Annotated in this window: 23 protein-coding genes and 2 pseudogenes; 20 read left to right on the top strand and 5 right to left on the bottom strand. The window is 69.0% G+C overall.

Features of this window, described 5'->3' with window-relative positions; translation table 11 throughout:
* Nucleotides 1-455: 455 nt before the first annotated feature.
* Nucleotides 456-1739: a helix-turn-helix domain-containing protein gene (locus C7M71_RS05305; RefSeq protein WP_162824144.1), complete on the top strand. Its 1284-nt coding sequence runs from the start codon at nucleotides 456-458 to the stop codon at nucleotides 1737-1739.
* On the opposite strand, the gene C7M71_RS05300 is transcribed toward C7M71_RS05305, so the two are convergent.
* The gene (locus tag C7M71_RS05300) at nucleotides 1725-2351 is read right to left on the bottom strand and encodes an HAD family hydrolase (protein ID WP_111489336.1); all 627 of its coding nucleotides are present in this window, start codon (nucleotides 2349-2351) and stop codon (nucleotides 1725-1727) included. The two genes, C7M71_RS05305 and C7M71_RS05300, sit on opposite strands and share 15 nt — an antisense overlap.
* A gap of 231 nt (nucleotides 2352-2582) precedes the next feature.
* Between C7M71_RS05300 and C7M71_RS05295 the strand changes: the two are divergent.
* From C7M71_RS05295 to C7M71_RS05270, 6 genes and pseudogenes are all read left to right on the top strand, one after another.
* Nucleotides 2583-3731, top strand: a pseudogene (locus C7M71_RS05295) (helix-turn-helix domain-containing protein); the annotation flags it as partial.
* A 14-nt stretch (nucleotides 3732-3745) separates the two neighbouring features.
* Entirely contained in the window at nucleotides 3746-4633 is an 888-nt protein-coding gene (locus C7M71_RS05290; protein WP_111489334.1) for a phosphotransferase enzyme family protein, read from the top strand.
* 252 nt (nucleotides 4634-4885) lie between these two features.
* A complete protein-coding gene (locus C7M71_RS05285) occupies nucleotides 4886-5194 on the top strand; it encodes an ArsR/SmtB family transcription factor (RefSeq protein ID WP_175607773.1) in 309 nt (102 codons plus the stop codon).
* The gene (locus C7M71_RS05280; protein ID WP_111489333.1) at nucleotides 5194-5907 is read left to right on the top strand and encodes a cation transporter; all 714 of its coding nucleotides are present in this window, start codon (nucleotides 5194-5196) and stop codon (nucleotides 5905-5907) included. Before C7M71_RS05285 ends, C7M71_RS05280 begins: the two co-directional genes overlap by 1 nt.
* A 320-nt stretch (nucleotides 5908-6227) precedes the next feature.
* The gene (locus C7M71_RS05275) at nucleotides 6228-7619 is read left to right on the top strand and encodes a helix-turn-helix domain-containing protein (protein WP_162824142.1); all 1392 of its coding nucleotides are present in this window, start codon (nucleotides 6228-6230) and stop codon (nucleotides 7617-7619) included.
* Between the two features lie 11 nt (nucleotides 7620-7630).
* Nucleotides 7631-8356: a 2'-5' RNA ligase family protein gene (locus tag C7M71_RS05270; RefSeq protein ID WP_162824141.1), complete on the top strand. Its 726-nt coding sequence runs from the start codon at nucleotides 7631-7633 to the stop codon at nucleotides 8354-8356.
* Nucleotides 8357-8449: 93 nt separating this feature from the next.
* Here the strand turns inward: C7M71_RS05270 and C7M71_RS05265 are convergent, their stop codons facing one another.
* Entirely contained in the window at nucleotides 8450-8665 is a 216-nt protein-coding gene (locus C7M71_RS05265; RefSeq protein ID WP_229758551.1) for a helix-turn-helix transcriptional regulator, read from the bottom strand.
* 89 nt (nucleotides 8666-8754) lie between these two features.
* On the opposite strand from C7M71_RS05265, the gene C7M71_RS05260 reads away from it, so the two are divergent.
* The 5 genes from C7M71_RS05260 to C7M71_RS05245 all read left to right on the top strand — a co-directional run bounded on the left by C7M71_RS05260 (nucleotide 8755) and on the right by C7M71_RS05245 (nucleotide 13946).
* Nucleotides 8755-9402 carry a helix-turn-helix domain-containing protein gene (locus C7M71_RS05260; protein ID WP_111489330.1) on the top strand — a complete coding sequence of 216 codons (648 nt, stop codon included), beginning with the start codon at nucleotides 8755-8757 and terminating at the stop codon, nucleotides 9400-9402.
* A gap of 183 nt (nucleotides 9403-9585) precedes the next feature.
* Nucleotides 9586-11355: an AMP-binding protein gene (locus C7M71_RS05255; RefSeq protein ID WP_111489329.1), complete on the top strand. Its 1770-nt coding sequence runs from the start codon at nucleotides 9586-9588 to the stop codon at nucleotides 11353-11355.
* 451 nt (nucleotides 11356-11806) lie between these two features.
* Nucleotides 11807-12826, top strand: a complete 1020-nt coding sequence (locus C7M71_RS05250; RefSeq protein WP_111489361.1) for a hypothetical protein — start codon at nucleotides 11807-11809, stop codon at nucleotides 12824-12826.
* A gap of 122 nt (nucleotides 12827-12948) precedes the next feature.
* The gene (locus tag C7M71_RS30515) at nucleotides 12949-13317 is read left to right on the top strand and encodes a hypothetical protein (RefSeq protein ID WP_162824140.1); all 369 of its coding nucleotides are present in this window, start codon (nucleotides 12949-12951) and stop codon (nucleotides 13315-13317) included.
* On the top strand, nucleotides 13314-13946 hold the full coding sequence (locus tag C7M71_RS05245) for an RES domain-containing protein (protein WP_162824139.1): 633 nt from the start codon (nucleotides 13314-13316) through the stop codon (nucleotides 13944-13946). The genes C7M71_RS30515 and C7M71_RS05245 overlap by 4 nt, the downstream gene beginning before the upstream one ends.
* Before the next feature lie 140 nt (nucleotides 13947-14086).
* Here C7M71_RS05245 and C7M71_RS05240 read toward each other — a convergent pair whose 3' ends face one another.
* Nucleotides 14087-17449 carry a hypothetical protein gene (locus C7M71_RS05240; protein ID WP_162824138.1) on the bottom strand — a complete coding sequence of 1121 codons (3363 nt, stop codon included), beginning with the start codon at nucleotides 17447-17449 and terminating at the stop codon, nucleotides 14087-14089.
* A gap of 213 nt (nucleotides 17450-17662) precedes the next feature.
* Here C7M71_RS05240 and C7M71_RS05235 point away from each other — a divergent pair.
* Nucleotides 17663-18013 (top strand): annotated as a pseudogene (locus C7M71_RS05235) (AMP-binding enzyme); the annotation flags it as partial.
* The gene (locus C7M71_RS05230) at nucleotides 18010-19635 is read left to right on the top strand and encodes an AMP-binding protein (RefSeq protein WP_111489326.1); all 1626 of its coding nucleotides are present in this window, start codon (nucleotides 18010-18012) and stop codon (nucleotides 19633-19635) included. The pseudogene C7M71_RS05235 and the gene C7M71_RS05230, both read left to right, overlap by 4 nt.
* 89 nt (nucleotides 19636-19724) lie before the next feature.
* Here C7M71_RS05230 and C7M71_RS05225 read toward each other — a convergent pair whose 3' ends face one another.
* Nucleotides 19725-20210, bottom strand: coding sequence for an AMIN-like domain-containing (lipo)protein (locus C7M71_RS05225; RefSeq protein WP_111489325.1), 486 nt, complete (start codon nucleotides 20208-20210; stop codon nucleotides 19725-19727).
* A 147-nt stretch (nucleotides 20211-20357) separates the two neighbouring features.
* On the opposite strand from C7M71_RS05225, the gene C7M71_RS05220 reads away from it, so the two are divergent.
* The 6 genes from C7M71_RS05220 (at nucleotide 20358) to C7M71_RS05200 (ending at nucleotide 24368) form a co-directional block, all read left to right on the top strand.
* On the top strand, nucleotides 20358-20987 hold the full coding sequence (locus tag C7M71_RS05220; RefSeq protein WP_111489324.1) for a helix-turn-helix domain-containing protein: 630 nt from the start codon (nucleotides 20358-20360) through the stop codon (nucleotides 20985-20987).
* Nucleotides 20988-21019: 32 nt separating this feature from the next.
* Complete coding sequence (locus C7M71_RS30975) at nucleotides 21020-21175, top strand: DUF6126 family protein (protein ID WP_175607634.1); 156 nt, start codon at nucleotides 21020-21022, stop codon at nucleotides 21173-21175.
* Nucleotides 21176-21280: 105 nt separating this feature from the next.
* Entirely contained in the window at nucleotides 21281-22366 is a 1086-nt protein-coding gene (locus C7M71_RS05215; RefSeq protein WP_111489323.1) for an S-(hydroxymethyl)mycothiol dehydrogenase, read from the top strand.
* The gene (locus C7M71_RS05210; protein ID WP_111489322.1) at nucleotides 22366-22995 is read left to right on the top strand and encodes an MBL fold metallo-hydrolase; all 630 of its coding nucleotides are present in this window, start codon (nucleotides 22366-22368) and stop codon (nucleotides 22993-22995) included. The genes C7M71_RS05215 and C7M71_RS05210 overlap by 1 nt, the downstream gene beginning before the upstream one ends.
* Before the next feature lie 140 nt (nucleotides 22996-23135).
* Nucleotides 23136-24074 carry an SPFH domain-containing protein gene (locus C7M71_RS05205; protein ID WP_111489321.1) on the top strand — a complete coding sequence of 313 codons (939 nt, stop codon included), beginning with the start codon at nucleotides 23136-23138 and terminating at the stop codon, nucleotides 24072-24074.
* Between the two features lie 45 nt (nucleotides 24075-24119).
* Entirely contained in the window at nucleotides 24120-24368 is a 249-nt protein-coding gene (locus C7M71_RS05200; protein ID WP_111489320.1) for a toxin-antitoxin system HicB family antitoxin, read from the top strand.
* Nucleotides 24369-24393: 25 nt separating this feature from the next.
* Here C7M71_RS05200 and C7M71_RS05195 read toward each other — a convergent pair whose 3' ends face one another.
* The gene (locus C7M71_RS05195; protein ID WP_111489319.1) at nucleotides 24394-24948 is read right to left on the bottom strand and encodes a PadR family transcriptional regulator; all 555 of its coding nucleotides are present in this window, start codon (nucleotides 24946-24948) and stop codon (nucleotides 24394-24396) included.
* Nucleotides 24949-24961 lie beyond the last annotated feature (13 nt).

Raw genomic sequence — 24961 nt, 5'->3', positions numbered from 1 at the left:
CCTCCTCTCCGGGGTGGCTGATAGTGCTGCTGGGAATGCGTCGCAGGCCGCTCGGTCTCATTAAGCGCCTGGCGAGGCCGAAAGTGGTGGGTGCCCAAGCGGACGGATCGAGCAGTCCGCTTCCGCAACTCGGTGGCGCACGGTCAGAATCACGCCACCAGCGGAAACCTTCAGCGGGCCCGCGCTGGAAGCGGACAGGAGCCGGTGTGAAGCGGACAGCGCCTGGACCGGACCGCTGGCGCGTCATCGCGCGCTGGATGCCGCCGGGCAGCAGCCGCGATCCCGCCGCGGAGCCGCATGCAAATCCCATGGGTCGGCCCCCTCGGGTGTGTGGGCAGCGGCCTTCAGCCGCTTTCCTGCACGTTCTGGCTTGAATCGATCACACACCGGCACCGGCCGGGGAACAATGACTTAGGGCGATCCAGGACCGATCCCATGGCTGGAGGAGGGCGCCTGTGCCTGATCAACTGCGCGAGGATATGCGCGACCACCGCCGGGCCTCGGGTCTGCGCTGGTCGGCCTTCGCCCGCGAAGCTGGCTTCGCCGCGCCGTACTTGCGCAACGTGGAGAACGGCAACCGGGCGGTCACACCTGAAGTGGCAGCCGCCTACGACCGCGTGCTCCGCACCGGCGGCACCTTCGCCGCCGAGCTGGCGGCGGCACCCACCGCCGGTACGAAGAACACGGCGTGGAACAGGGACGGAGGCATCGCCGTCTTGATCGAACTGGTGAACGGGAGCACTGTGGACCGCCGGAGCTTCCTGACGTCCGGAATCGCGCTCTCGGTGTCAGCGGCCAACTGGGAGAGTGCCCTTGCCGCAGGCAAGACGCTCCCATCCCCGCCTGACACGCCTGCGCAGCTCGCACGGATCGAGGGTCGGCTGGACGATCTCCGCCGTCTGGACGACGAACTCGGCAGCGGAGAAGTCCACCGGCTAGCACGCGGAGAACTCCTCTACACTGTCACGCTGATCAAGACGGGCCGCTACTCCGGCACCTCCCTGGACCGGCTGTTCAGCATGGCCGCAGAGGCGGCCCGCCAGGTGGCCTGGAGCGCGTTCGACCAGGGCCGCCCCGGCACAGCCCAGCGGTACTTCGACGGCTCCCTGCGCGCGTCCGCCATCGCCGGCGACCCGCTCAGCGGCGCCTATACGCTCTCCTTCGCCGCCATTCAGTGCTACTCCACCCCGCACCAGGCACAGCGCGCCGTCTCGCTGCTGGAGACCGCCCGGGAGAAGGTCAAGCACACGACCACCCCGCGGATGGAGGCCATGCTCGCCGCCCGCACCGCCCGCGCCCTCTCGAAGGCCGGCGAGCGCAAGGAGTGCGCCCGCCAACTCGCCATCGCCCGCGCAGCCCTGGACCGGGGAGTCCACGACGACGATCCGAAGACCTTGTACTGGGTCGACTACGGGGAAATCGAGATGATCGCCGGCTCTTCCGCCCTGCAACTCGGCGACCCGGATGAGGCGCTGCGCTGCTTCGAGGCGGCCATGGGCGCCGCCTACCCGGGGGACGACGAGTACCCGCGTAGCCATGCCATCTACCTCGCCCGCGCGGCCGAGGCCCACCTCGCCCGGCACGACTTGGACGCCGCCGTCGCCAGCGCCCGGCACGCCGCCCGGTGCCTCGGGGTCGTGGACTCCGCCCGTTCGGCCTCCGAACTCGCCGGTCTTCGCACCCTGCTCGCCACCCACACCGGGCACCGGGGAGTGCGGGAGTTCCTAGAGATCGGGTAGCCCCAGAACGGCCCGAAGCTGTGCGGCGGCGACCCGCTCATCTAGGGCGTGCAGGGTGCTGAAGCCCAGACTCTGCGCTGCCACGAGGTTCTCCTCGCTGTCGTCGACGAACAGGCACTCCCTGGCGTCGAGGCCGAGCCTGTCGAGGACCAGCTGGAAGATCGCCGGATCCGGCTTGCGCACTCGGTGCTCCGCCGAGAGCACCACCTCGTCGAAGGTACCGGTGAGATCGAAGCCCGCGTACGGGTCGTACGGCTGCCGGCCGAGGCTGTTCGAGACCACGGCCGTCCTCACACCCGCGGCGCGGGCCTCCTTCGCGACCTTCAGGACGAGGTGGGCGGGGAAGGCGTCGTGCAGGTACCGGGCGAGGAGGTTCTCCGAGGGCACCCCCATCAGGGCGGCGAACCCGGTGTCCCAGTCCGTCTGGCTGATCTCTCCCAGCTCCAACCGGCGGAACAGCTCCTGACCCAGCGGATCCGCCCAGGCCCGCAGGAAGGTGCCCCGCCGGATCTTCTCCCGGTCCTCGAAGCCGGAGATCACCTCGACCATGTTGAAGGTCAGGACCCCGAAGAAGTCGAAGACCACACCGCGGAACCTTGATGTCGTCGCCATCCCCCAAGCGTATCCAGCTGCTTCAGCTGTCAACCGCGATCGCTCCCGTAACCGAGGCTAAGCAAACCGGCCATCCCCGGGCGGCTGACGGGGTGTAATGGATCGAGCACATCTACACCCTGAGCACGGGCACCAAGCCGATGAGGAGGAGGTCGTGCCGCAACCGAGACGCCCCCTGCAACCGACGCGTTCGGCCGCAGACTGGCTCGGAGCTGATGGCGCGAACTTCGCGGCTATACCCCCAGCGAACTCGGGCGGGCAGTCCAGCTCAGCGTTGACGCCATCGAGAAGATCGAGAAGGGCGACAGGCTCGTCTCGATCGAAGCAGCTGAGGCCATCGACATGTTCCTCGGTACTGGTGGCGTCGTGTCCCGCTTCCGGCCGTACGCCAAGGCGGAAGCGGACAGACGGCGCGGGCAAGCGGACAACCACGGCAAGGCCAACTCTCCGGCGGCGGCAACCGGCATGCTGGTCAGGAGTCGATCGCCCAAGGAGCCGTCTGTGGAACGCGCGTTGCTGGGTTCCCGCCCGTTAGGTCTGGCCGGCGCCCTGGCCTCTCTCGGTCGGGAGGGCGGTCTCGGTTCGCGCATTGGCCCAGCCGACGTCGTCACCGTGGAGGAGACCTCCCGGCAGCTCCGGGAGTGGGGCAATGTCCACGGAAGCTCGGGAGCGATCTTCCAGACCGCCGCCCTCGGGGTGCTCCGGCAGAGCGTGGAGAGAGCGGGTGACTGCCCTCCGCGGCTGCGCCCTCAACTACTGGCTGCTACTGGGCGGTTGGCGCTGACCCTTGGCAGTAATCGCTTCGACCAGTTCGACCACGATGCCGCGAAGACGCTGTTCGGCGTGGCCACCACCTGCGCAGAAGAGGCAGACGACTGGGTTCTGCGAGCCAGCGTCATGAACTGGCGTGCCCGCGCCTATGCCCTGCTCGGCCAGCAGCGGCTGGCGCTCGCAGCGGTCGATGCCTCCGACGCGCTGTTCTCCAGCCCATGGGGCGACGACGAGCCGGCGTGGCTGGCGTACTACGACGAGCCGCAGCACCACGGCGACACCGGCCATGCCCTGCGGGATCTAGCCATTGCCGGGCTTCTGCCGCCCGACCAGGCCGCAGAGCGCCTTCGCACTGCTGTGGCTGGCCATCCAGATGCCTTCCGCCGCAGCCGCGCCATGTCCGTCAGCAGACTCGCTACGCTCCTGTTGGTGACCGGCGACCCGCAGGGGGCGATGATCGTGGCCCATCAGGCACTGGACGACGTAGGCCAGGTCCACAGCCGGCGCGCAGCCTCCGATCTCGGCGAGTTCGCCCGCATCGCCACCCGGCTAAGAGCACCCGGCACCGCCGCCATCCGGGATCGGATCGCGGCGGCGGCCGGCCGGTGACGGCTCCGGCAGTCATGGCCGTGGAGGCGAGCAGGGAGCATCTGCGGGCAGCCTGCGAAGTCGCGGGACTGCCTGGGCAGGCCGAACGAGCGGAGCTGATCCGGCTCGGCGAGAATGCCATGTGGCGTGTGTCGAACGGCCTCGTCGCTCGGATTGCCCGTGACAGGCAGCAGCAGGCTGCCGCCCGTGAGGTGCGCGTCGCATCGTGGTTGGCAGAGAACGGCATTCCCGCGGTTCAGCCGATCAAGGAGCTGCCCCAGGCCCAAGACGTCGGCGGCCGTGCGGTCACCTGGTGGCACGACCTCGGGCACCATCGCGCCGGGACGGTCGTGGAGCTGGCCGGCCTCCTGCGGCAGCTCCACTCCCTTCCGGTCCCCCTGGAGTTGGACCTCGGCTACGTCGATCCCTTCGTCCGCCTGGACGATCGGATCGGTCAGACCGATCTTGATCCGATGCAGCGAGCCTGGCTCCACGACCACCTGGCCCACCTACGAGCAGCATGGGCCGCCCTCCCGGAAACCGCTCCTCACGTCGTAGTCCATGGGGACGCGTGGGCCGGCAACGTTGCCCTCACCCCGGACGGCACCGCCCACCTCTTGGACTTCGAGCGCACCGCAGTCGGCCCCCGCGAGTGGGACCTGGCCAGCACGGCAGTCGCCTGCAAGACCTCCGGCACCGTCAGCGCAGAGGACTACCAGAGCTACTGCCGGGTCTACGGCTGCGATGTCACGGAGTGGCTGGGTTACCCCACGCTGCGCGGCGCCCGCGAGCTACGCCTCGCCTGCTTCGCCGCCCAAGTCGCGGTGCAACATCCTGCTGCCCACGAACACGCCGTGCACCGTGTGGAGTGCCTGCAAGGGCTCCACGGTCCGCGGCCCTGGTCATGGAGCCCGGTGCCGTAGCCGCCAATCCGACCGATCGGCGTTGTGCGAAGGTGTCACCCCGTTTCCGCGTCGATGATTTGTGGGGGAACACCCGAGGGTGTCAGTGGCCAGTTGAGATTCCCCACCCGTGGCCACTTGACGGGGCGTCAAGTGGCCACGGCTTTCGTCACGCACGGTAGTCGTGAACGGCAGGTCAATGAGACAGCATTTCCTGAATTCAGGATTCTCTGTATCGTTGTGCCGGTGCTGACCATCGCTCCCGAGGTCGAGATGCTCGCGCGGTTCGGCCGCGCGCTCGCCGACCCGACCCGCTGCCGCATCCTGCTCGCCCTGCGCGATGCCCCCGCCTACCCCGCCGAACTCGCCGACGTCCTGGGCGTCCCGCGCACCCGGCTGTCGAACCACCTGGCCTGCCTGCGCGACTGCGGCCTGGTCGTCACGGTGCCGGACGGGCGCCGCACCCGCTACGAGCTCGCCGACCCCCGCCTCGGCCACGCCCTGGACGACCTTCGCACCGCCATCGTCGCGGTGGCCACCGACCGCACCTGCACCGACGCCGAAACGCAGGGCTGCTGCTGATGACCACGATCTCCCTCGGCCCATCTCCGGCCCGACGCGACGCGCTGACCCGCCGAATCCGGCTGCTGGTCGCCGCCACGATCACCTACAACGTGGTCGAGGCGATCGTCGCCATCACCGCCGGCACCGCCGCCTCCTCCACCGCGCTGATCGGCTTCGGCCTGGACTCGGTCATCGAGGTGTCCTCCGCCGCCGCAGTCGCCTGGCAGTTCTCCGCCCGCGACCACGCCCTGCGCGAGGCCCGCGAGAAGACCACCCTGCGGATCATCGCCTTCTCCTTCTTCGCCCTCGCCGCCTACGTCACCGCCGACGCCCTGCGCTCCCTGGCCGGCACCGGCCAAGCCCAGACCTCCGTCCCGGGCATCGCGCTCGCGGCCCTGTCGCTGGCCGTCATGCCAGCCCTGTCCGCCGCCCAACGCCGCGTGGGACGCGAACTCGGCTCCGCCAGCGCCGTCGCCGACTCCAAGCAGACCCTGCTGTGCACCTACCTCTCCGCCGTCCTCCTGGTCGGCCTGATCCTCAACGCCACCCTCGGCTGGTCCTGGGCCGACCCCATCGCCGCCCTCGTCATCTCCACCATCGCCCTCAAGGAAGGCCGCGACGCCTGGCAAGGCAAGGGCTGCTGCGCACCCACCACCAGCCCCACCCCGGTGGCCGCCAACCAGAGCGCCGACGCCTGCGGGTGCCAACCCGGCTGCGACTGCTGCAACTGACCCACCGCTACCCGAAGTGACCGCTCCCCGCAGCCGATGCCATAACTGGCCGCCTGTGGGGAGCAGCAACTGGCTGTCCATGGGGAATTCCATCTGGCCGCTGTCACGAGGGGCCAAGGACGCCGTCGCGTCGGTGCGGAACTGGCCCCCTCACGCTCTCGGAGGGTCTCACCGAGGCCCTCGCTGCTGCGTGGTGAGGGTCGGGCCTGATCGTTTAGGTCCGAAGTGGCTCCCTATCTCCTGAGTGCACGGTCTAATGGAGTGGAGGCTGCTCACCAGTCGGCTCTGGTGCCTCAGCTTGCGTGCGAAGGACGGGGATCGTGCCATATCCGAGACGACCGCTTCAACCCAACCGCTCGGCAGCGGACTGGTTCGGTGCCGAGATCAGGTACTGGCGCGAGCTGCGCGGCCTAACGCCGAAGCAACTGGGGGATTTAGTCGGTCTCAGTGCGGACGCGGTCGAGAAGATCGAGAAGGGCGACAGGCTGCTCTCAGCCGAGCACGCCAGCAAGATGGACCAGGAACTGCGCACTGGGGGTGTTCTGGCCCGGTTCCGGCCCTTCGCCAAGGCCGAAGCGGACAAGCGCCGAATCGAAGCGGACAGACGGCGAATCGTCAGCCCGCCTCCTCGCCCGCGCGGCAAGCTGGGCGGTATGCAGCCGACCGGGGAGGCGACCTTGGAGGCCCATGCCTTCGTTGCATCTCCGCCGGAGGGTGGCTGGGGTGATCCTCAGCAGGTCTTCTCCCAGGTACGTGCCCTGACGGGGGCAACCGTCATGGGTGCCGCAGAGATCCTGGACTCCTCGATCATCGCTCTGGTCGAGTCCTACGAGGCCCGCGGCCCCCAGCCGCTGGCTCCGGAAGCGCGGAGCCTCCGAGCGCTCTCCCACCAACTGCTGGCCGATCGCGGCCTCGGCGCCAAGGACCGGCGCGATCTTCTTCACCTGGCCGGGCGCGTCTCGGCGCTGCTCGCCTACATGGCCGTCAACGCGGGTGCTCCGCTGTTGACCAGCCAGGCGTATGCGGTCGAAGCTGCGGCGCTTGCCGACGAGATCGGCGACACGAACCTCGCGGTCTGGGTGGCTGGCACTCGGTCGCTCGCCCTGTACTACGCGGGCAGCTACGCGCAGGCGGACGCGATTGCGGCGGCCGGCATAGCACGCTCTCCGGACAGCACACAGAGCATCCGGCTCCTGGTCAACGGCCGGGCACGGGCACTCGGGCGGCTGCACAAACGATACGGCGCAGAGAAGGCGATACAGCAGGCCCTCGACCTCGCCGGGCAGCACGAACTCCCCAGCGGCCTGACGTCTTGTATCGCGCTCGACGAGCCGTACTCACACGCCCGGCTGCTGGCCAACGCCGTCACGGCTCGGCTCTCGCTCGGCGACGCCGGACAGGTGAATCAACTCGCCTCGAAGATCGAGGGCTTGGTGGACTCCTCCGACTCGGCCTGGAGCCGGGCGCTGGTCCGGCTCGATCAGGCGACCGCCTGCCTGGTCGGCAAGTCCCCCGACGTCGACCGGGCCATGGAGTTGGGCAGGCAGGCGCTTAGGGCAGGTGAGGCCACTCCGATCCGCTACGTGCTTCAACGCGCGCAAGAGCTTCACCAGGCTGCTGCCCCGTGGTCCACCCACTCAGCAGTACGCGACTACGCGGACGCTCTCACCACCTGGCGTTCCTCCCCTGTCGCCGGCTTGCTCACCACATGACGAGGACCCCGATGCCTGATCTCGCCTACCACCCGGCCGCCTTCCCCTCGAACCCACCCTCGGACTGCGACGCCCCCGCCGCGATCCTCACTGCGGATCGGAATGCCTTCGACCAGCTCGCGCGGACAAAAGTTCACTGGAACCGTCCAGGCTGGTCCGACGAGACCCGTATCGTCTACTGGCTGCTGACGTTCGATGAGGACCCGGCGCTGGCGAAGTCCGCGGCCGACATCCAGAGCGCGCTCGCACCACTCGACTACGACCTGATCGACGCAGTGGATCTGCATCTCACCCTGACCCGCGCCGGTTCACGCGACCAGCTCACCGACTCCGAAATCGACACCCTCGCCAGCGTCGCTGTCGGTCGCCTCGGCCCAGCTTTCGAGCTGACCGCTCACCCCCTGGCCGGCTCTGCAGGGGCCGTCCGATACTCCGTCACACCCTGGACACCGGTCGTCGCCCTGCACGCGACGCTCAGCGCCCTCCACCACGAACTGGGCCTCCCCGGTGGCAAGTCCACCGAACGCTTCCGTCCCCACCTGGGCGTGGCCTACAGCCGAGGCGAGCGCGCGGCCCAGCCTGTGATCGACACTGTGGCCAGCCTCCGTGCCCTGCCCCCGGTCGACCTCACCATCGCTCACGTCGACTTGGTCGAGCTGAGGCGTGAACCCGGCCGGTACGCCTGGGACCTGCTGCACCGTGTGCCCTTGACGCAGGCTGAGCCGACGGAGGGCTGAGGGCCGGAGGCAGTCCTAGGCTGCGTCTCCGAGAGGTCGACTCTCGGCCTCGGAGGGGGCATCAAGAGCTGTGGGGTCGGCGCTCAAGGCGCGCTAGATCTCAGCAGATGCGACCCGGTAGCCGCCGCCGGGAAGGTGAATGACGGGGCAGGGGTAGGTGCCTGCCTTCACGCGCCGGTAGCCGGTACTGCGGCCGAGCCCGAACGCCCGGTTGGCGACGCCGAGGTCGACCACGGCCGGCAGGGCCGCTACCTCGGCCTGAGTCAGAGCCCTGTTGAAGTTCAGTTCGGCTCGCTCATGTGCTCCCACAGCATCCTCCCAAGGGTTTTTCCTCCGTGGTCGCGTCCACTCTATGCAGATCCGCTTCAGAAGCGTGAATCACGTATATTCTCGCCTTCATGGAGAATTTGGAGTGGGTGCAGGATCTGACACGCCGGGTGGGCACGCAGGTGGCCGCTCACCGCAAGCGGCTCGGCTGGACTGGGGCGGAGCTGGTCAGCGCCTGCGAGAGGCTGGGCTACACCAAGCTCTCGGCCTCGGCAGTATCGAAGATCGAGACCGGTGGCCGCGACGGACTGACACTGGCGGAGCTACTGGTACTCGCTGAGGCTCTCGACGTGCCCCCGGTCAGTCTCGTCTTCCCCCTCTCGGGCGGCGACGTGCACAAGTCGCCCATCAAGGCCGTGACGCCCTGGGAGGCCGCTTCGTGGTTCACCGGAGAGGAACCGCTGAAGGAACCTGCCCCCGAGGGCACCCCGCGCGGGGATCTGGAGGACTACCGCAGCCATGCCCTCACCGTCCAAGCTGCGGTGCAGAGCGACCGCTTGGCCAGCGACCGTCGGCGCCTGGCCTCACGGGTAGAGGACCCCGCGCAACGCGAGCTGGCGCGGGAGAACGCCGACGCCTTCGAGCAGATCGCCAGGAAGGACTGCTTGGCACTGGGGAGGCTGCGAGACGACATGCGCCGCCGCCGCCTCACGCCGCCACTCCTACCCAATGAAATCGCCTGGGTGGACGACTCGGACTCAGGCAGGAGCGGCCGGTGACCGACACGGGCACAACTGACGGATTCCGGTACTCCTTCGCCCAGCCAGCCCCCGAGTAGACACAGCCCTTCTGGGACACGAAGCCATCCTGTTGACCAGCACTCCGCATGAGTGGCAACGTGCCGATGAACCTGCTGCTGCCCGCTGGCAAAGCCGCCAGCGGTCGAGATCAAGGGATAGCTCATGGAGTTGGGCACCACCGCTCAAAGGGAGTCTGCCGCATACCGGTGCTTCCGTGCCGCCCGGGATCACTTGCTCGGTCACCGCGACGACCTGGAGGCCGCCCGTGCCTTTCCCCGACCGGAGGGCAAGCACTTCAACTGGGCCCTGGACTGGTTTGATGTCGAGGCAGAGGACAACCACGCGACCGGGCTGCGCGTCGTCGACCTAGCTGCCGACGGCACTCTTCTACGCGAAACGGCACTGACCTTCGCCGAGCTGCGGGAACACTCGAATCGGACCGCCGGCTGGCTTCGGGCACAGGGCGTTGCCCGCGGCGACCGGATCCTGCTGTTGCTCGGCAACCAGGTGGCGCTGTGGGAGGTGATGCTTGCCGCGATCAAGCTGGGCGCGGTGGTGATCCCCGCCAGCACCCTGCTGACCGCCGACGACCTGGCAGATCGTGTCACCCGGGGTCAGGTGCGGCACGTGATCTCCGAGTCCGCGCTCACCCCCGGCTTCGCCGGACAGGAGGGCGACTGGACCCGGATCGCGGTCGGTGAACCGGTGCACGGCTGGCTGGACTACGCCGCAGCGGCAGACCACAAAGCCGAGTTCACCCCAGATGGCCTCACCCGGGCCGAGGATCCGCTACTCCTCTACTTCACCTCCGGCACGACCAGCCTGCCCAAGCTGGTGCAGCACAGCCACCGCTCCTACCCGGTCGGCCACCTGTCCACCATGTACTGGATCGGCCTACGGCCTGGTGACGTCCACCTCAACGTCTCTTCGCCCGGCTGGGCCAAGCACGCGTGGAGCAACTTCTTCGCCCCCTGGAACGCCGGCTGCGAGATCCTCATCGTCAATCAGCCTCGTTTTTCGGCCAAGCCGCTGCTGGATGCGCTTGTCCGACACAAAGTCACCTCCTTCTGCGCGCCGCCTACCGTATGGCGGATGCTGCTCCTGGAGGATCTGGCGGCCTGGCGCCCGCCCCTCCGCGAGTTGGTCGGAGCAGGCGAGCCGCTCAATCCGGAGGTCGTGCAGCGGATCGAGCAGGCTTGGGGCGTTCCCCTCCGCGACGGCTATGGACAGACCGAGACCACCGCACAAATCGGCAACACCCCTGGACAGCCAGTCAAGCCCGGGTCGATGGGACGTCCGCTCCCCGGGTACGACGTGGTCCTAGTGGACGTCGAGACCGGGGAGGAAATCACCGCGGCCGGAGTCGACGGAGAACTTTGCCTGCCGCTGGAGAGCAGCCCCCTCGGCCTCATGGTCGGCTATCAGGATGATCCGGAACGACAAGCTGACTCCACGGCCGGCGGCCGTTATCACACTGGCGACGTAGCCCAGCGCGACATCGACGGCTACTACCACTTCTCCGCTCGCGGAGATGACGTATTCAAGAGTAGTGATTACAGAGTGTCACCCTTTGAGCTGGAGAGCGTCCTGATCGAGCACCCCTCCGTTGCCGAGGCAGCGGTCGTCCCCTCGCCGGACCCTCTGCGTCTGTCTGTGCCCAAGGCATTCATCGTCCTGGTACCGGGCAGCAAGCCGGACGCCGAGACAGCCCGCTCCATCCTCGCCTGGTCGAAGCAGCGCCTGGCACCCTACAAGCGCATTCGCCGCATCGAGTTTGCCGACCTCCCCAAGACCATCTCCGGCAAGATCCGCCGCGTCGAGCTGCGCGGCCTAGAGGGGCAAGCGCACGCCAACCGCGGGTCAGCTCAGGCCGCCCATCGACGGGAGCAGGAGTTCTGGGAGGAGGACTTCCAGGGCCCTGGGATCCAGTAAGCCCCCTCCAGATTCTGTGGCAGCGGCTGCTGCCGCGGATCGCTAGGCGGAAGGCACCAGCCGCAGCGGCCACCCTTCCATTGCACCAGCTCCACATCCGTGACATCCGGATCGTCCAGCCCCGCTCGGCGTAGGAACTCCTCTACGTCGGCGAGGTTGAATGCGTACCCTTGGAGTGATACCTCATTTCCGCCCGGCGCGCCGCGCGCTCCACGAACACACGGTGCGGCGCCAACGGGTACACGACCACCGGCGGGTCAGTGAGGGGCGTCCTGCTGCTCAATATCGACCACAGCCCAGGCTCACCCACTGCCTTCCTTCCGTGCGCTGGACAGACTGAGTCAGATCCTCAAAACCGAGTAGGCAGAGGCTCTGTCACCCGCCTAGAATTCTCATTGGATGCTGCAAACAGAGCTTCGGACATGCTGCGTGTAGCAAGATTGGGGTGGGCATGAGTATCAGCGCGATGTTCGAGTTTCCGGTGCAGATCTGGGTAATGTGCGAAGCATTGGCTACGGAATACTCCTCCGGTTACGGCGAGCTTCGATTCAACGTCGCATTGCCCACCGGCATGCCACCATTCGGCGGTGCACCTGACGTCCCTGGGATTGCCTCGCATATAAAGGTGACTGGCGACCAAGTTGTGTGGGCGCAGGAATATGGCGCGTTCGTTCCCGAGTCACTTCGACCGGCGACCGCGCTCCATCGCGTGGTCATGACGGACGTCGATGGCCCAATATACGATCACGCTTCGTGGTTTACCCCGGACAATCAGCTAGCCGAGTACGTCGAGCCATGGTTCAACGAGGTACGCACCTGGGTCGAGGTAATGACCGGCCAGGATCTTGACCCCAATCACCGTGTCTATGACGCCGAACTGGTTGGGGTCGGACTTACGTTCATCGAGCCTCCGCATAATGGTTCCACAGGCATGAAGATCACTACGCCACGCATCCGCCCTCTTCGCGCCCAGGAGTGGGCGGACATTCTCGGGTTCGTTCGCGATGGCAAGCAGCCACCCCTGGAAGAGGTTCTGAGTCGTGACGCACGAGCCGCGCAACGACGACATGCCAACAGGCGCGCGATCATCGATGCTGCTACCGCACTGGAGATTGCGCTGGGCCGGTACATCCGAGGTATGGCCGATCAACTGCCACCGGCCCAGCAAGGGCGCCTCGACAAGCAGCCGACGCTTGGCGCCTACATCTCAATTGCCGAGAACTCCGGACTTCAGCTTGCTGTTCCCATTGAGCGGCTGCAATGGCTGAGCCGCCTCCGAAATGACGCCGCGCACCGCGGAGAGGAAACAAGCGATCGGGAAGCAGTAAATGCGGTACAGGTTATGCTTGATTTCCTCGGCACGCACGGACTAATCACTCGGACAGGAGAACTCGATTCCGATGGTTCGGAGTGGACCCTGGTCGATTCCGAGAATTTGGAGACTGGGGCCTCGGGCATGGATTCTCGGTGAGGCATTTCGGCGCGCCGCAGCGCGGCGGCACGGTACGGCGTCGATACCGAAGGATCTTGAACCCAACTCGCATGCCCTCCGCGATGGGCGCAGGCTAGTGGGTGAGTATTGCGAGGTGTCCCATGACCGATCCCAGCGTCTGGTCTGCCCGTATCGGCCCGGTTCTCACGCGCTTGCAGGCCGAGCACCGATACGGAGCAAAGATCATGAGCATGGCAGAAGAGGGCGGAGATCTCCTGGCACTGCGTACCAGCGACGACGTCATCGTCTACCCCGCCTATCAGTTCGACGATCGAGGACCCGTAGAAGGCTGGCACGAGGTTCTGGCCGCCTTTCGCGACCGCACTGATGTGAGCTGGACCGTCGCAGCGTGGGCCAACACACCACTGGCTGTCCTCGGATCGCGCAGCGTCGCCGACGCTCTCAGCGCCCACAACAAGAAGGAAGCAGTTGTCGCAGCATATGCGGCTGCTCGCAGGTGGGCTCGGTGACCAGCAATCCGGCCCGGTTCATGGGGAGGAACGGTCCGCCCGGAGACCTGTCGCAGCTCCCCCCGCGTGTATTGTCCGCAGGCACAACCTTGTTCCGGGCCACTGATCACAACGCCGGCCCCTGGTACTACGCCTCGCAAGGCACGGGACGCTTTGATCTGCCTGCTCCCAAGGGCACGTGCTACAGCGCGTTCGATCACGTGACCTGTGTCCTGGAGCAATTGTTCCCCGAGGTTCTCGACGCCCGGGGCTTGCCGCTTGAGCCTGCCCTGCTGAGCGGTGTCCACGTCTATGAGTTCTTGACTCCAGCGCAGTTGATCCTGGCGGATCTGCAGACAACCGCCGCGGCCACCTACGGCGCATCTCGCGAGCTGTCGACGACATCGGACTACCTCGTCAGCCAAGACTGGGCGGCCGGGCTTTCCGTGAACTTCTCGGGCTTGGCCTATGCACCGAGGTGCAATCCCCAACCAACTGCGGTCGGAGTCGCGGTTTTCGGACCTGCCGGTGCCGACGCAACCTGGGCCCCGGTGGCCAGCACCACGGGTGACGATCTGGGTGCCTTGCTAAGAAGCGGTGGGTTGCCCGTGGCTGGACCACCCTCCCTGGACGAGATGGTGCTTGCCTAGGCGGCTGAGAGCCGTCTGCGGAGTGTGTGATGCGCTGAGCGGCACGGTGCGAGGCCCCCCGAGCACAGTCTGACGAGGCCCCGAACCCGCTGAGTAAACGGGCACAAGGGGAGCCCTGCAGAGACCCTGTGATAGAGGTGTCAGCTGCCCGCAGCGGGTCGTTCGACGGGGTCGTTAAGCAGTGTCCGGAACTGGTGGTGGCCGCGGGCCGCGGCGCGGCTGATGATCTCCCGTGCCAGGGTCTCGTTCTTGGGGTCTGCCAGCCCAGTTCGCAGCAGGGTCCTGATGTCGGTCTCCCGGTAGCGCGGCAGGGTCGCGTACTGGTCCAGCCCGGCGAACCAGTCTCGGAGCAGGACGAGGACCGCCGTGGTCTCGGTTACGACCACAGCCGTGAGGAACCCGAAGGTGGTGTCGTCCGGTCGTAGCTGGCCGCCGGCGTCCAGGACGGCCTGCATCTGCTGCAAGCCCCACTGTCCGGGAAACTGGCCGCTGGCGGCCAAGGCAGCGGCGATATCGCCCAGTTCGCGGTTCAGGGGCGGAGTCTCATCGTCAGCGGTCCCAAGTCGCCACTGCCACCATGCCTTGACGCGAGGTGCGACTTCGGGTGAGACCCCGGCGCGGATGTCCATCGCGATGCTGCTGTCGAGCTGCTGCAGGACGGAGGTGCTGGTGTAGGTGTAGTAGGAGGCGACGAGGCCGTTGCCTCCGGTCAGGTCGATCACGTCGGCCCAGTACAGCGCCAGGATGTGCCGGCCCAGGGCGAAGCGCAGACGGGCGCTGCGGTCACTCCCGTCTTCGGTGTCCTTCTCTGCCTGGTCTCGGTAGGTGCCGAGCAGCAGCTCGGCGCTGGCGTGGTCGAAGGGGGCAGCAGATAGGTACGCGTTCCACGCGGTGGCGCCAGCGGCGGTGGAGTTGAAGAGATCGGTGCCGACGGCGGCACCCCAGGTCGGGTCGAGGTGGGTGAGCTGTGGGAACCGCTCGCCCAGTACGGTGGCCCGGATCTCTGCGGCGGCGGGCCCGGCCATCGAGGCGTCCTGTAGCAGATCGAACGCCGGGCTGACGTCCAGGTCGTGGGCACGCGACCAACTGGCCCAGGCAACAGCGGCTCGCAGAGCTTGGGCCCGGGCGTCGTACCAGTAGAGGCCAGGCTCCTCGGCCGCGGCCAATGTGTCCGGTGCGGCAAGGACAGCCGTGATCACGTTCCACGTCGGCATCGCAAGCACGGGTGCGGGTGGGTTGATGCGGTGATTCAGGGCGGTAATCAGCAGTTCAGCAGCCACTCGGTGCAGTTCGTGGGCAAGGCCGGTGTCCTGCCGATCGGCGGCGTGCTGAGCGAGGTCGACCAGCGGGGCCCACTCCACCATGGTGGAGTGGGCCGCTGCCTGGAATCCGCTCAGGGCCGCAACGAGGTAAGTGTCCACAAGGTCGGCAAAGAGCTGGGCCTGGTTACTGTGGCGCCCGCCCTGCGCGGTCACAGCCTCGCGCAGCACGGAGGAGTAAGCGGACTGGTTGGTCCCGCCGAACGCCGAGGGCTCCGGCTCCCATGCCGCGGCCCTGGCCACGAGTTCGGCGGTATCGAGCATGGCGAGGTCTCCGGGTGTCTCAGAGGCCGGTGGGTCGATGAGCGGCATACCTGAGTGCGGCACCTTGTCCAGATCCCGAGCCGCGCCGTAGCGGCCCACCAGATCGGACAGTGAGGTGCGCTGCTCGGCGGACAGCACCGGCTCCAGCGCGGTGTAACGGTCGCGACGCCAGAGGTCAGTCCAAGTGGTCAGCTTTTCGGGGTCAATCGTGGTGTTGTAGCGCTGCTGGTATTCACGGCTCCACCGCTCGGCATCGGGGCCCGCGTCGACTGCAGCGAGTACCTGGGTGCGGGTGGCGGTGTCCAGGGCAACGGCGTGGTTACGGGCGAGGAGCAGCCATTCGCGCTCCAGCCCTTCATCGGCTGCGGTGGCCTGGTCGGTGAGCGCGTCAGCGACCAGTGCGCCGCCGGCCTCAGCGTGACGATCGAGCATGTGCAGCCGAAGGCGGCGTAGGACCGTCCATGGACGGGTCTGCAGCACAGCCAGAACCTCGGCCAGGTTGGCGGTCCCATCACTGAGCAGGGCAGTAGCGGTGTTGCGCAGGGCTGTGGTCAGCCGCACCTCAGCGCCTGGGTAGGCAAGGTCTTGATCGCGGTCCAGAGCTGGGTACCAGATTTCGGACCGGTCGCCGGAGCCGGTGTGGCCGGGGCGCTGCAGGGCATTCAGGGTCTGGTCGAGGCACTCAACCAGAGCAGCGGCCCAGCGGACGCCGAGGTGGGCGGTCATCGGTGTGTTAGCACGGTCGACGGTATGACCGTACTCCCACTCGCCGATGCGGGAGTTGCCGTGGGCATCGGTGGCCAGCAGGGCGCACATCAGTTCAAGGGCAGCGTCGTGGTGGTCGCTTCCGGCCAAGTGCACGGCCAGGTCGGCGTAGCGGTCGGGAGCGAGGATGTAGGGCCCGCGAACCGCGGCCAGCAGCCGCGGCAGCAACTGGACGGCCTTCTTCGCGGGCACGCTGACGGCGATTTCAACCAGGTCAAGGTGCACGCGGGGGTTGTCGGTCTCGATGCGGGCGGCGATCTGGAGGACGGCGGTCGGATCGACGGCAGCCATCCGGGCCAGGTATGCCGAGGCAGGCCAGTAACTGAACGTGACCCGGCCGGCCTCTTCGTCGACAGCGGCCGTGGGCGGATGGGCGAAGACCTTGCCCAGCAACGGCAGCCACGCGGGGGTGGTGAGCTGAGAGAAGAAGCGCTCCCGGGTCAACTCGTCCTGGGGGAAGTTCTGGAACAAGAGTGCCGCGTCGTCCTTGGTGGGGTGCTCCAGCGCGGCGAGCCGGTCCAGACGTTCGGCGCTGGCCAGGTAGCGGGCATCGAAGGCATCCAGGAGAACGTCGAACAGTTGCATGAATCCGTCGACGTATGCCTGGAACTTCTGATCCAGGGCACGGGGAGGCTCCAGGCCGGGACGGTGGGCGTGCCCGTGCTGCTGACCGACCGCTTTGAGCCAGGCGCGGCCCTCAGCGCTGCTCTCGGGGATCCCCAGAGCAGCCAGCACAGCCTTGACCTGCAGCCTGTGAGTGTTGCCGCTGGCCGGAGCGGGCGGCCCGGCCGCCACCGGTGCGGAGGCGGGCTGGAACAGCGACCGCACCGCGGTGTCGACCGCGTCCAGGAGGTAGCTCAGAGCCTGGACCACGCCGGCCCCAGGGGTCTCTGGGGCGGCCTGTTGTGACTCCCCTGGGGTCCGGGTCTCGTCGGGCAGCAGGATCGCCCGTACGGCGCTCTCCAACTCCCTCAGCAGGTGGCCTATCAGCATCACCCGGGTCTGCAGACCGCGGTCGTCATCCAGGAGGGTGCAGATGTCCTGAAAGAGGCCCGCGGGCCCCGGCCCGAAGGAGAGCAGCCGCTCTCGAATCCTGTCCTGCTGCTGAGATCGGGAGTCGGCAGCCTCCCCAAAGGAGGGCTGGGGGTACATCACCCTTCAATCATCCCATGCCCCTTGGCGCGCTCTGGGCTTGCCAGGGGAGTCGCCGACATCCGCTATGGCTCCGGCTCGCCCAAGCAGTACCGCACGACAGGGTTTCCATGATCATTAATGTGGCGAGCCAGCCACAGAGACCTGGCTCGCCACGTTATTGCAGGTCAGATGCCTAGTTCCATTCGGAATGATAGGTACCCTGCGGTGGTGCGTCTGTTCAAGGCGTCCGACTACAAGATCTCGCCCTTCGAGCTGGAGAGCGCGCTGCTGGAGCACGAGGCGGTGGCCGAGGCTGCCGTGGTGCCCTCGCCGGACCCGCTGCGGCTGGCCGTGCCCAAGGCGTATGTGGTGCTGGCGGCCGGTTGGGAGGCCGGTCCGGAGACCGCCAAGGCGATCTTCGCCCACTCCCGCGAGGTGCTGGCCCCGTACAAGCGCGTCCGGAGGCTGGAGTTCGCCGAGCTGCCCAAGACCGTCTCCGGCAAGATCCGCCGGATCGAGCTGCGCGGCCGGGAGGAGCAGGGCCTGGGCGCCGCCACCGAGTACCGCGAGGAGGACTTCCGGTGACGGGGCATCAGCTGTCGTACGCCAGCGGCCCCTCGGAGCTGCCGCTGCTCGGCGACACCATCGGCCGCAATCTGGATCGCGCCGTCGCCGCCCACCCCGACCGGGAGGCGCTGGTGGACGTCCCCAGCGGGCGCCGCTGGACATACGCCGAGTTCGGCCGGGCCGTGGAGGAGGTGGCGCTCGGCCTGCTGGCGCGGGGGGTCGCCCGGGGCGACCGGGTCGGCATCTGGGCCGTCAACTGCCCGGAGTGGGTGCTGGTCCAGTACGCCACCGCCCGGATCGGCGCGGTCATGGTGAACATCAACCCGGCGTACCGGCTGCATGAGCTGGAGTTCGTCCTCAACCAGTCCGGCGTCCGGCTGCTGGTCTCCCAGACCGAGTACCGCAGCAGCGCCTACCGGGCCATGGTGGAGCAGGTCCGGCCGCGCTGCCCGGAGCTGCGCGAGACCGTCTGGATCGCCGACCCCTCCTGGCAGGCCCTGCTCGACGCCGGAGCCGCCGTGGAGCGGACGGCGCTCGTCGCCCGGGAGGCCGCGCTCTGCTGCGACGATCCGATCAACATCCAGTACACCTCGGGCACCACCGGCTTCCCCAAGGGTGCCACCCTCTCCCACCACAACATCCTCAACAACGGCTACTTCGTGGGGGAGTTGGTCGGCTACACCGAGCAGGACCGGATCTGCCTGCCGGTCCCCTTCTACCACTGCTTCGGCATGGTCATGGGCAACCTGGCGGCCACCAGCCACGGCGCCTGCGTGATCATCCCGGCCCGCACCTTCGACCCCGCCGCCACCCTGCGGGCGGTCGCCGCCGAGCGCGCCACCTCGCTCTATGGCGTCCCGACGATGTTCATCGCCGAACTCGGCCTGCCGGACTTCGCCGACCACGACCTCTCCTCGCTGCGCACCGGCATCATGGCGGGCTCGCCGTGCCCGGTGGAGGTGATGAAGCGGGTCGCCGCCGATATGCACATGGCGGAGGTGTCCATCTGCTACGGCATGACCGAGACCTCCCCGGTCTCCACCCAGACCCGCCGCGACGACGACCTGGAGCGCCGCACCGCCACCGTGGGCCGGGTGATGCCGCATATCGAGGTCAAGGTGGTGGACCCGGCGACCGGCGCCACCGTGCCGCGCGGCGAGCCGGGTGAGCTGTGCACCCGGGGCTACTCGGTGATGCTGGGCTACTGGGGCGAGCCGGAGCGGACCGCCGAGGCGATCGACCCGGCCCGCTGGATGCACACCGGCGACCTGGCGGTGATGCGGGAGGACGGCTACCTCGCCGTCGTGGGCCGGATCAAGGACGTGGTCATCCGGGGCGGGGAGAACGTCTACCCGCGGGAGATCGAGGAGTTTCTGCACAGCCATCCCAAGATCGCCGATGTGCAGGTGGTCGGGGTGCCCGACGAGCGGCTCGGCGAGGAGGTCTGCGCCTGGGCGGTGCTGCGCGACCCCGCGCAGACCCTGACCGCCGAGGAGGTCGCGGAGTTCTGCCGGGACCGGCTGGCGCACTACAAGGTGCCGCGCTATGTGCGGGTGGTCGAGTCCTTCCCGATGACGGTCAGCGGCAAGGTGCGCAAGGTGGAGCTGCGCGAGCAGGCGGCCCGCGCCCTCGGCCGCTGACCGGGGGCGTTGTCGGCGGGGGCGGCGTCAGCGGGGGCCTCGTCAGCGGGGGCGGCGTCCGGCCGGGCGCCGCCCCCGCAGGGGCCGGTTCAGCGCTTGATGTCGACCACGAGCCGGCTGGGGGAACCCAACCGGGTCACGGTCCAGCCGGTCTTCTTGTCCAGGGCGACCCCGAAGGACACATACCCCTCGAAGTCGCCGGTCAGGGCGAGCCCCTTGACCCGGGTCAGCCGCAGGGTGGTCAGCCTCGGGCCCCGGTAGACCGCCGTACCGGCGGCGTTGTGCGCGACCGCCGGGGTGAGCGTGATCCGGAGGAACGACTTCCCGGCGAGCGGGACCGCCTTCCCGGAGCCGTCGTAGCGGAGCCGGTCCACCCGCTGCACCGTGGCCTTGGGCAGCGCGCCCTTGACGTCGATGACGATGCGGTCATAGGTCGGATGCCCGGCGATGCGGGCGTTGACCACCTGCGCCCCGGTGGGCGAGGAGGCGGCGGCCGGGGTGGCGGCGAGAGCGCCGCCTGCCGCCAGAAGGGTGCCTGCGGCGGCGAGTGCCGTGGCACGGGTCGGAGTGAACATCTACGTCCCCCTGTTCGGGTGATGTCGGGGACAAGGCCGTCTTATCGGTCAGGACGTGTGTTCGCCACGCAGGGTTGCGTTCGGGTGGGGTTTGCCTCTGAGGTACAAGGTTTTGCCTCTGGGGCATGTCGGGTGTCCACTGGAGGCATGAGCCGTACCATCGAGCCCGAGCCGGACCCGGCCGCCGGTGCCGACCAGGAGGTCGCGGGACTCGGCGCCCGCCTGCGCGAGCAGCGCCACCGCAGCGGCCTGACCCTGGAGGCGGCCGCCGCCCGGGTGGGACTCTCCCCGGCCCATCTGTCGCGGCTGGAGACCGAGCGCCGCCAGCCCTCGCTGCCCGTGCTGCTGGGCCTCTCCCGAGCATACGCGACCACGGTCGCCGAACTCCTGGGGGAGGAGCCGCCGCGGCGCGACCCCGTGGTGCGCGGCGGCCGGCTGGAGCCGGGCCGGGCCGGTGGCTGGAGCTACCAGCGGGCCGGAGCCCCCGGGCGCGCGATGCAGGCCCTGCGGGTGCACATCCCGCCTGCGGTCCAGGACGCCGTGGTGCGGGTCCATCCGGGTGAGGAGTGGCTCTATGTGACCGAGGGGCGGCTGCGGCTCGCCCTCGGCGACACCGACCATCTGCTCGGCCCCGGCGACGCCGCGCACTTCGACTCGCTCACACCGCACCGACTGGCCGCCGACTCCGCCGGCGGCGCGGAACTGCTCTTTGTCCACACCCTGTTGCAGAGCCCGCTGGGCGAGCTGTGCATCGGCCCCTCCGTCCCGGTCCACTGAGACCGGGGCGGCGCCGCGAGAAAGGAACCGCCATGGCAGCTGACGCCTCCTCGTCCCCCACCGAGACCCAGGACGCGGGCAAGCCCACCGGACGCCGGGTCTACCTGAGGGCGTTCATCTACGTCGCCGCGGTGCACCTGTTCGCCGCGCTGCTCTTCGCCATGTTCGCCCTGGGCGCGCGCCGCTGACCTGCATGGGTTCCCCCGGCTCGGCAACCGGCCCGGCGGCGGTCGCACCCACTGCGGCCGGATACGTTGGCATCCCACGCATCCCCCACTGCGAGAGAAGGTGCCATGGCACAGCAGGTTCGAGGCGTAGTCGCCCGAGGCAAGGGCGAGCCGGTCTCGGTCGAGACGGTCCTGGTCCCCGACCCCGGTCCGGGCGAGGCGGTGGTGAAGGTGCAGGCGTGCGGCGTCTGCCACACCGACCTGCACTACCGCGAGGGCGGCATCAACGACGAGTTCCCCTTCCTGCTGGGCCATGAGGCGGCGGGTGTGGTCGAGTCGGTGGGCGAGGGCGTGACCGAGGTGGCCCCCGGCGACTTCGTGATCCTCAACTGGCGTGCGGTGTGCGGGCAGTGCCGCGCCTGTCGGCGCGGTCGGCCCTGGTACTGCTTCAACACCCACAACGCCACGCAGAAGATGACCCTGGCGGACGGCACCGAGCTGTCGCCCGCCCTGGGGATCGGCGCGTTCGCCGAGAAGACCCTGGTCGCGGCGGGGCAGTGCACCAAGGTCGACCCGGCGGCCTCCCCGGCGGCGGCCGGGCTGCTGGGCTGCGGTGTGATGGCCGGGCTGGGCGCCGCCCTCAACACCGGGAACGTCGGCCGGGGCGACTCGGTCGCCGTCATCGGCTGCGGCGGCGTCGGCGGCGCCGCCCTGATGGGCGCGCACCTGGCCGGCGCGGCGCGGATCATCGCCGTGGACGTGGACGACCGCAAGCTGGAGACCGCGCGGAAGCTGGGCGCGACCCACACCGTCAACTCCCGTGCCACCGACCCGGTGGAGGCCATCCGCGAGCTGACCGGCGGCAATGGCGCCGATGTCGTCATCGAGGCGGTGGGCCGCCCCGAGACCTACCAGCAGGCCTTCTACGCCCGCGACCTGGCCGGCACCGTCGTGCTGGTCGGCGTGCCCACCCCGGAGATGCGCCTGGAGCTGCCGCTGCTGGACGTCTTCGGCCGGGGCGGCGCGCTCAAGTCGTCCTGGTACGGCGACTGCCTGCCGTCCCGCGACTTCCCCATGCTGATCGACCTCTACCTCCAGGGCCGCCTGGACCTGGACGCCTTCGTCACCGAGACCATCCCGCTGGACGGCGTGGAGGAGGCGTTCGCCCGGATGCACCACGGCGATGTGCTGCGCTCGGTGGTGGTCTTCTGATGGCCGCCCGCATCGACCACCTGGTCACCTCCGGCACCTTCTCGCTGGACGGCGGCACCTGGGAGGTGGACAACAACGTCTGGATCGTCGGCGACGACAGCGAGGCGCTGGTGATCGACGCCGCCCATGACGCCGACGCCATCGCGGCGGCCGTCGGCGACCGGCGGCTGGTCGCGATCGTCTGCACCCACGCGCACAACGACCACATCGACGCCGCGCCCGCGCTGGCCGCCCGCACCGGCGCACCGGTGCTGCTGCACCCCGACGACCTGCCGCTCTGGAAGCGGACCCACCCGGACCGGGAGCCCGACGGCGAGCTGGCCGACGGCCGGGTCCTCACCGTCGCGGGCACCGAGCTGACCGTGCTGCACACCCCGGGGCACGCCCCGGGCGCGGTCTGCCTGTACGCGCCCTCGCTCGCCACGGTCTTCACCGGGGACACCCTCTTCCAGGGCGGCCCCGGCGCCACCGGCCGGTCCTTCTCCCACTTTCCGACGATCATCGACTCCATCCGGGAGCGGCTGCTGAGCCTGCCGCCGGAGACGGTGGTCCGCACCGGCCACGGCGACTCGACCACGGTCGGTGCCGAGGCTCCGCACCTCCAGGAGTGGATCGACCGGGGGCACTGACCGCCTCGACCGACCCCGTACGGGCCCAGGGAGCGCCGGCGACGGCCCCCTGGGCCCTTCGCGGTTAATGTGATATCACTTTGCCATCACCTCATGGCGTTGCGATCCGCCCGAACCGGGCGGAGAAGGGGGGACCTGTGATGACCGATCAGCAGGCAGCCTCGACCGTCCCGACCGAGTACGTCCCCGATGCGCAGGGTGGCGGTGGCGAGGTCCCGGAGCGCCCGGCGCACTCGGTGAGCGGCTATCTGCTGATAGCCGGGGTGGCGCTGCTGGCCGTCATCGGCGGCCTCACCACCGGTCTGCTGGCCGCCGCCGCGCATGCGCCCGGCCCGGCGGCCGGTGTCGCGCTGGCGACCGCCGTCGCCTGCGCGGTCCCGCTCTCCGGTCTGGTCGTGGTCAACCCCAATGAGGCCCGGGTGCTCCAGCTCTTCGGCCGGTACACCGGCACGCTCCGCCAGGAGGGCCTGCACTGCGTCAACCCCTTCACCACCAAGACCCGGGTCTCCCTGCGGGTCTCCAACTTCGAGAGCTCGGTGCTCAAGGTCAACGACGCGGAGGGCACCCCGGTGGAGATCGCCGCCGTGGTGGTGTGGAAGGTGGAGTCCCCGGCCGCCGCGGTCTTCCAGGTCGACGACTACGAGGAGTACGTCACCACCCAGGCCGAGACCGCCGTCCGCCATCTGGCGACCTCCTACCCCTATGACGCCGAGGACGGCCGCCCCTCGCTCCGCTCCGGTCTCGACCTGGGCGACGAGATGGGCGCCGAGGTGCAGGAGCGGGTCGCCCCGGCCGGGGTGCGGGTGCTGGAGTGCCGCATCACCCACCTCGCGTACGCACCGGAGATCGCCCAGGCGATGCTCCAGCGCCAGCAGGCCGGGGCCGTGGTGGCCGCCCGCACCCGGATCGTGCAGGGCGCGGTGGGCATGGTGGAGATGGCGCTGGAGCAGCTGAACGAGCGCGACGTGGTGGAGTTGGACGAGGAGCGCAAGGCCGCCATGGTCAGCAATCTGCTGGTGGTGCTCTGCGGCGACCGCTCCACCCAGCCCGTGGTCAACACCGGCACCCTGTACCAGTGACAACGGCCCGGCGGCCGTCGCCGGCAGGGCGGCGGCGGTCGCCGGGTGGGCGAGGAGAGGACAGCGGTGGCCGAGCGCAAGAAGTTCCTGCTGCGGATCGATCCCCAGGTCCATGACGCCCTGCAACGCTGGGCCGACGACGAACTGCGCAGCCTCAATGCGCATATCGAGTACCTGCTGCGCCGGGCCCTCGAACAGGCGGGGCGCCCCGTACGGGACGCCCCGCCGCCGCGTCGGGGCAGGCCGCCCCGGGCCCCCGAGGGCGAAGGCACGGCCGAGCCGGCCGGGGAGTGACCCCGGCCGGCTCGGCCGTCAGCCGTCAGCCGGTGGAGGCCGGCGCCGTATCGGGTGAAGCCGCCTCTTCGGCGAGCTGACGGGCGGCCCACTCGGCCCACTCCTGCTGCATCCGGGTGAAGCGAAGCCCCCACTCCAGCGCCAGCCGGCCGTGGACCGCCAGCGCGTCCGACTCCTCCTCGATGAACGCGGCCAGCTCCTGCAACCGCTCGTGGTACTCGCCGGCCGTCCTCCCCTCGCGGTCCAGATAGGCGCGGCCCTGCTCGGGGGTGACCTGCCCGAGGAAGAAGACCCGCAGCAGTGCGTCGTTGCGCCGCTGGCGCTCCGGCTCCACCTCCAGCAGCCAGTGGCGCAGCTCCTCGCGCCCGCTCCCGGTGAGGGCGTACTCCTTGCGCCCGCGCGGACCCTCGGCGGTGACGGTGACCAGCCCGGCGTCGGCGAGCCGGTTGAGCTCCGTGTAGAGCTGGCTCTGCGTCGCCGACCAGACATTGGCGAGCGAGGTCTGGAAGGTGCGGAGCAGGTCGTAACCACTGCCGGAGTGGTCGGCCAGCAGGCCCAGGACGGCATGGCGAAGGCTCATGGGGCGATCCTAA

The sequence above is a fragment of the Peterkaempfera bronchialis genome (assembly GCF_003258605.2).
GTDB classification, from domain to species: domain Bacteria; phylum Actinomycetota; class Actinomycetes; order Streptomycetales; family Streptomycetaceae; genus Peterkaempfera; species Peterkaempfera bronchialis.
This window is presented reverse-complemented; position numbering and strand designations above follow the sequence as displayed.

Excerpts from the sequence above, each read along its gene's own strand:
- C7M71_RS05300 (WP_111489336.1), bottom strand. The coding sequence starts at position 2,351 with ATGGCGACGACATCAAGGTTCCGCGGTGTGGTCTTCGACTTCTTCGGG.
- C7M71_RS05260 (WP_111489330.1), top strand. The coding sequence starts at position 8,755 with ATGGAGAATTTGGAGTGGGTGCAGGATCTGACACGCCGGGTGGGCACG.
- C7M71_RS05280 (WP_111489333.1), top strand. The coding sequence starts at position 5,194 with ATGACCACGATCTCCCTCGGCCCATCTCCGGCCCGACGCGACGCGCTG.
- C7M71_RS30515 (WP_162824140.1), top strand. The coding sequence starts at position 12,949 with ATGACCGATCCCAGCGTCTGGTCTGCCCGTATCGGCCCGGTTCTCACG.
- C7M71_RS05225 (WP_111489325.1), bottom strand. The coding sequence starts at position 20,210 with ATGTTCACTCCGACCCGTGCCACGGCACTCGCCGCCGCAGGCACCCTT.
- C7M71_RS05255 (WP_111489329.1), top strand. The coding sequence starts at position 9,586 with ATGGAGTTGGGCACCACCGCTCAAAGGGAGTCTGCCGCATACCGGTGC.
- C7M71_RS05220 (WP_111489324.1), top strand. The coding sequence starts at position 20,358 with ATGAGCCGTACCATCGAGCCCGAGCCGGACCCGGCCGCCGGTGCCGAC.
- C7M71_RS05270 (WP_162824141.1), top strand. The coding sequence starts at position 7,631 with ATGCCTGATCTCGCCTACCACCCGGCCGCCTTCCCCTCGAACCCACCC.
- C7M71_RS05290 (WP_111489334.1), top strand. The coding sequence starts at position 3,746 with ATGGCCGTGGAGGCGAGCAGGGAGCATCTGCGGGCAGCCTGCGAAGTC.
- C7M71_RS05205 (WP_111489321.1), top strand. The coding sequence starts at position 23,136 with ATGACCGATCAGCAGGCAGCCTCGACCGTCCCGACCGAGTACGTCCCC.
- C7M71_RS05210 (WP_111489322.1), top strand. The coding sequence starts at position 22,366 with ATGGCCGCCCGCATCGACCACCTGGTCACCTCCGGCACCTTCTCGCTG.
- C7M71_RS30975 (WP_175607634.1), top strand. The coding sequence starts at position 21,020 with ATGGCAGCTGACGCCTCCTCGTCCCCCACCGAGACCCAGGACGCGGGC.
- C7M71_RS05250 (WP_111489361.1), top strand. The coding sequence starts at position 11,807 with ATGAGTATCAGCGCGATGTTCGAGTTTCCGGTGCAGATCTGGGTAATG.
- C7M71_RS05285 (WP_175607773.1), top strand. The coding sequence starts at position 4,886 with ATGCTCGCGCGGTTCGGCCGCGCGCTCGCCGACCCGACCCGCTGCCGC.
- C7M71_RS05215 (WP_111489323.1), top strand. The coding sequence starts at position 21,281 with ATGGCACAGCAGGTTCGAGGCGTAGTCGCCCGAGGCAAGGGCGAGCCG.
- C7M71_RS05195 (WP_111489319.1), bottom strand. The coding sequence starts at position 24,948 with ATGAGCCTTCGCCATGCCGTCCTGGGCCTGCTGGCCGACCACTCCGGC.